Raw genomic sequence first — 380 nt, forward strand, 5'->3', positions numbered from 1 at the left:
GGACTTTCCTCTATATTGCTATAGCGATTATCCGAGATATCTTTTGACCATTAGCATTATATCATAGTTTTTGAGATTCGACTACTTGCCGAACACTGCTTTTTCAAGGTTTGAAATACGTTTCAGCAGATCATAATTCTGAGATCCTGAATCTCCTCGTCCCGTTGCAACACGGATTCTAAGATCATCAATTTCCTTTTTCAGCTTTTTATTTTCATCTGTCAGTTTCAGCAGCTGGTTGTTCATATCTTCCATCTTCTGATAGTCAGAGATGATATCATCTAAAAACCCATCTACATCTTCAGGCTTGAAACCTCGGACCATTGTTCGCTCGAATTCTTTTTCGTAAATATCTTTTGCAGAGTATTTCAGTGTCATAT

The 380-nt window shown here is 37.1% G+C and carries 1 protein-coding gene; it reads right to left on the minus strand.

All coding sequences use genetic code 11. From position 1 onward, the window contains the following. Nucleotides 1-81 precede the first annotated feature (81 nt). Complete coding sequence (locus tag ERX55_RS11345) at nucleotides 82-378, minus strand: DivIVA domain-containing protein (protein ID WP_133452669.1); 297 nt, start codon at nucleotides 376-378, stop codon at nucleotides 82-84. Nucleotides 379-380 lie beyond the last annotated feature (2 nt).

Source organism: Macrococcus bovicus, assembly GCF_004359575.1.
GTDB lineage: Bacteria > Bacillota > Bacilli > Staphylococcales > Staphylococcaceae > Macrococcus > Macrococcus bovicus.

What these genes read in the sequence shown, in the direction of transcription:
- ERX55_RS11345 (WP_133452669.1), bottom strand. Translation starts at nt 378, where the DNA reads ATGACACTGAAATACTCTGCAAAAGATATTTACGAAAAAGAATTCGAG.